General features: G+C 66.7%; 1 protein-coding gene. It reads right to left on the bottom strand.

Features of this window, described 5'->3' with window-relative positions; genetic code table 11:
- Positions 1 to 479: 479 nt before the first annotated feature.
- Positions 480 to 4,961 (bottom strand): EAL domain-containing protein, encoded by a 4,482-nt coding sequence (locus QRN16_RS21765; protein ID WP_285190003.1) that lies wholly within the window; start codon positions 4,959 to 4,961, stop codon positions 480 to 482.
- Positions 4,962 to 5,415: the final 454 nt, after the last annotated feature.

A 5,415-nucleotide genomic window follows, 5' to 3' on the forward strand; every position in this document is an offset into this window, starting at 1 on the left:
GTTCGAGCGATGCGGTCACTTTCCGCAATGGGACGCACCGAAAGAAGCCACTCGATTGATTCTCGACTGCACCGAAAGAGGCATGATCTTCGAACACTTCGGACAGGTTCAGGTCGATTGCCGGTCGCTGATTAGCCGGGGACCTCGACCAGGCCCCGGCGAACTCACCGCGAGGTGACGATTGTCCCGGTGTGTCCGCGATTCGCGGCACGTCGCACCGGGGGATCCGCACAGGCCTGCATCTGTACTGTCCTCACCCCTCGGTGCGTCACGTCCTTCGCCGTCCGCATCTCACGCGTATCCGGCAGGAGTACGCGGCGGTCGGGCGCCCAGCACCCACCACAGTGGCACTGGTCGCGCTCTGCAGGACGGCCTGATCGATCTCGACGACCTCTGAGCCGGACGGTGTCACACGGCCGGCTGACGCATCGCTGGTGCTGCATGCGGCTGGACCGAAAGCGACTGCTGGGTGCGATCTTTCATCCGCCGTCACGGATCGTCTCGATCAGCTCCAGCAAGGGCATGGGGTGACCGTGGTAGTACCCCTGCGCCAACTCCGCACCGGTCGCGGCGGCGACGGCGGACAGCCTCGCATCACCAACGCCCTCGATGACCGCGGTGGCCTCGAGTGCATGGGCGAGCCGCACGGCTGCGTCGAGGATCCGCTCGCCGCGAACGTCTTCGGCGGCACGTTCGGTGAGGGTGCGGTCGATCTTGATGATTCCTGGTCTCAGTCGCCCGAGCAGCTCCAGGTTCGAGTACCCGGTACCGAAGTCGTCGATGCTGATCGTCGCTCCGAGTCTCTGCAGCAACGTCAGCGCACCGAAGGCGCGATCACCGGGTATCAGGGTCACGTGCTCGGTGACCTCGATGACGATCCTGTCGAAGCCGGCGTCCGGGTGCCAGGACAGCAGCCTGTCCATCAGCTCGCGTTCTCGGAGCTCGGTGACGGAGAGATTGAACGCGACTCGCGGGTGGTCGACACCGAATTGCCGGTACAGGGCCGCGACGTCGTCGATGAGACAGTCCAGCGCGAGGTGCCCGAGGGCGCGCAGTTGACCGGTCTCGGTCGCAAGGGTGATGAACTCGCTCGCGGTGACCAGTTCACCGTCTCGCCGCCACCGCATGAGGGCCTCGACCATCACTGTCGCACCCGTGGAGATGGACCGGATGGGTTGATAGTGCAGTTCGAATTCGTGCGCTCTGACCGCGGATGCGAGCTGGTGGCGGATGGTCGCCCTGACATCGGCGTCGTGGTCCATCTCGGCCGTGAAGTAGACCGCCCGATCTCGACCGTTCTGTTTCGCCGAGTACATCGCGACGTCGGCGTTGTGGAGCAGGTCGTCGACGGTGGTCCCGTCGACCGGCTGCACGGCGACTCCGATCGAGGCGGAGACGAATGCGGTGACGTCGTCGATGACGACAGGTTCACGAACGGCAGCGAGCACTCGATGGACGAGACCGTCCAGCGTGTCGAGGTCGTCGGCCCCGGTCACGAGCATCGCGAACTCGTCGCCACCGAATCTGCCGACGAGCTGATCGGTGCGCGCGGCGCGTTGGAGTCTGGTCGCGATGACACCGAGAACGAGGTCACCGTTCCGGTGGCCGAGTCGGTCGTTGACCTCCTTGAATCCGTCGAGGTCGATCCACAGCACAGCGGACGCGGCACCCTCCGCCGTGACCATCTCCATGGCCTGGGCCCGGAAGAACGCTCGGTTGAGCAGCCCGGTCTGGTGGTCGAACTGCTCGCGTGCGGCCAACTCTGCACTCAGATGGCGCAGCCGGGAACTGTCGTGAACGACCACCACGGTGCGGCCGTTGCCGGCCCTCCGGAGGATCTCGATCGTCGCCGGTGTGCTGTGCCCGTCCGCGTGCAGTACCCGGCGGCTCTGTGTGTCGTCGTCGTCGAGGGCACGGTCGTCCGGCGGAAGGACGCTGAGTACCGTGCGGCCGGTCAGCGCGTCTGCTGAATGTCCGGTCATCGCCTCGATCGCGTGGCTGCTCCGCTCGATTCGCCCGTCGCTGTCGACGAGGAGTAGTCCGAGCGAGCTCGAGTCGAACATGGCGGACACGAGTTCGGTGCGGCGCTCGAGTTGTTCGGTGAGTTCGTGCTGTTCGGTGACGTCGAGTGCGGTCCCCACGCGCAGCGGAGGCGATCCGTCCGGTGGTTGTATTCGAGCGGCCGATTCGTCGATCCATCGGACGGTGCCGTCCGGGCGAACGATGCGGTACCGAAGCTGCCAGTCAGGGGCCGTGGACGCGGACACGGCGGCCACGCGGTCGCGATCGGCGGGGTGCACGGCGATCAGCAACAGCGACGGGTCGGCGAGGACCCTGGCCCGATCGAGCCCGTACATCTCCTCGACCCGGCGGGTGAGCAACGTCAACGCCCCGGACGAGTCCCGTTGCCACACCGTCTCGCGGACCGAGTCGGTGACGACTTCGAGGTTGGCCAGCGCGCGTTCGCGGGCACGGCGCTCGGCGGTGATGTCGGTGACGTCGATGACCACGACGATCACCCCGAGAATCTCCTCGTGGTCCCCACGGTACGGCTGGGTCTGGACCAGTAGATCCCGTCCGTCGCCGCCCGACTCGAGAATCCTCGAGTCCCCCGCCAGAGTCTGCAGGAGCAGGTCGGTCAGACCGGGCATCGCGATGGTGGTCGGTATCGCGGACAGCTCGCGCCCCACGTCCGAGGGGATCAGGGAGAACAAGCGCACCGCCAGGGCGGTGTACCGGGTGACGCGGAGATCCCGGTCGAGCAGCACGAGCCCGTTCGTCAGAGAGCTCTGAATATTCTCCAGGTCGGTGTTCGCGCGGGTCAGTTCCGCGCCGCGGACAGCGAGTTCCTGATTGAGGGTGACGAGTTCCTCGTTGGTCGCCTCGAGTTCCTCGTTCGAGGCCTGAACCTCCTCCGACGATGCCTGCAGTTCCTCGGAGGAGGCTTGCAACTCCTCGTTGAGGGCCTGCAGTTCCTCGTTGGATGCGCTGAGGTCCTCTACAGTCGCCTGCAGCGCGTCGTACACGGTGTCGAGTTCGACGCGCACCTCCACCGGTGGCGCATCGACGTCGGCGCCGGGTGTGTTCTCGGGCCGCGAATCGGCCTCGGCCTCGGTCTGGAAGGCGATGATGGCGCCCGCACCGGACCTCCCTTCAGCGGTGTCGATGCGAGTGACCGAGATCCGAACGGACTCCCGGTCGCTGCGTATCGACCGAGTCACCGTGCGCGGCGCACTGAAACGGAGCTGACTGAGCATCGCGCGCACCGCCGCGCGGTAGTCGTCCTTCACCAGATCGACGACGTGCCCGCTGTGGACCCCCTCGCTCACGGCGACCCACGGTGTGACGTCGCCGATGACCTCCACGAGTACCGCTCGGTCGTCGACGATCAGCGCCGACGGCGCCACCGCCTTGACGATGTCGCTGTAGAAGTGGTCGCCGACGGCTGTCGAGCGCGGTGAGACGTCTCCACGATCGACGACCTTCGCCCCGCGGGCCGGGTGCCCGATGCCGCTCAGCGGCAGGCCGAGGGCACGTGGACTCTGCCGTCGCCGATACAGTCTGCGCTCGGCGTCGACGGAGACGAAGGCGTCGTCGGTGCGCGGTACGCGTTCACTCTGCCCGAGCAGCAGCAGTCCCCCGGGATTGAGAGCGAACTGACACAGCTGCAGAGCCCGCTCCTGCAACCGGGGTTGAAAGTAGATCAACGTGTTGCGCAACGAGATCATGTTCAGATCGGGAAACGGGGGATCGAAAGCCACGTTGTGTCGAGCGAAGACAATGCACTCCCGTAAGACTGGGGAGATCTCGAACTCCCCCTCGAGATCACGGGTCCATCGCACTCGTGCGTACTCCGGCAACGCATTCCGCTCGCCGATCGGGTATCGCCCGACCCGAGCGATCGTCAGTGCGCGCTCGTCCAGATCGGTGGCGAAGATCTTCAACCGTTGCGGCAGTTCGACATCCGGTACGGCCAGGGCTTCCGCGACGAGTACGGCGAGGGTGTACGCCTCTTGTCCGGTGGCGCATCCAGGCACCCACATCCGGACCTGACCACCCTCCGACGCGGAGACGACCGCGTCCAGATGCTCGCGCAGCCCGTTCCACACGCCCTGGTCGCGGAAGAATGCAGTGACCGTGACCAGCAGGGCGCGGGCCAGCGCCGAGGCCTCGGTCGGCGACTGCCGGAGATGCTGTAGGTAGAGCGCAGTCTCGGCGATGGCCGACAGACGCTGGCGGCGGATGATCTGCCGCTGCAGCGTCGAGGTCTTGTAACCCGAGAAATCGAGCCCACTCTGCTCGTACAACGCGGCCACGACGTCGTCGACCACGCCCGTGCCGATGACCTCGGACGGCGGCGAGTCGGGCGGAGTGCCACGGAGAAAACGTTCGAGCGCGCCGGGAATGTCCGCAGCTGCTTCCTCGATGTCCACCGACCCGGTGGCGAACGACGCCGACGGCATCGAGTCGAACGCGGCGGTCGCCCGCTCCTGCACCGCCACGACGCCACCCGCCGACTCGACGGCCTCGACCCCCGACGCTCCATCGCTCCCCGTGCCGGACAACACGACCGCCACCGATCGATCCCCGAACGCCTGCGCCGCGGACACGAACAGGCGGTCGATGCTCGGCCAGGGACGCGTGGTCAGATCGGGGACGTCGATCGAGATGCTTCGTTCGCGGACCGCGATGTCATGACCCGGTGGGGCGACGAACACGGTGTCCGGGCGCAGGTCGTCACCGTCGGCCGCCTCGACCACGTGCAGTGCACTCGCGCGGTCCAGAAGGTGAGCGAGCTCGCTCGTCCCTGTCGGTGCCGTGTGTTGCGCGATGACGACACACCACCCCAGGCCCACCTCTACCGCGCCGAGCATCGCAGTGAGCGCGTCCAGTCCGCCTGCCGAGCCGCCGACCACGATGACGTACGACGGTTTCGCCTCGTCGTGCGAATCCCAGGGCACAGAAATCTCCTCCCCGGACTTGCGAACCTGCCGCGCGGTTTTCGCGCCTCGATCCGACACAGTGTCACACGTCCGTGCGCAGTATCGACGATCAGCCGGAAGACGGCAGTGACACAGACCGGATGCGCCACGGGATTCACCACACGTGAATGAGGACCTCACTCCGGCGACGACGTGCGCGCTGCGGCGCCGATTCGACCCGCACCCGCCCGCCGTGGCGGCATCCAGGGCGAGTACGGGAGTACTGCACGACCGATCGACCGTCGCCCTCTCGATAGAGGTGCGGCGGTCCCATGAATTGTGCAGAGATGTCCTCGGAGTTGCTCGCGGACCAGTACGAGCGACTGCAGCGAGACAGGCGATCAGCGGTGGCGCGCAATGCCCCGTCGGACGAGGTCCCCGGTGTGCCGGTGTGCCGGTGTGCCGGTGTGCCGGTGTGCCGGTGTGCCGGTGT

The sequence above is a fragment of the Rhodococcus sp. MEB041 genome (genome assembly GCF_030208955.1).
In the GTDB taxonomy this organism is placed as follows: Bacteria; Actinomycetota; Actinomycetes; order Mycobacteriales; family Mycobacteriaceae; genus Rhodococcoides.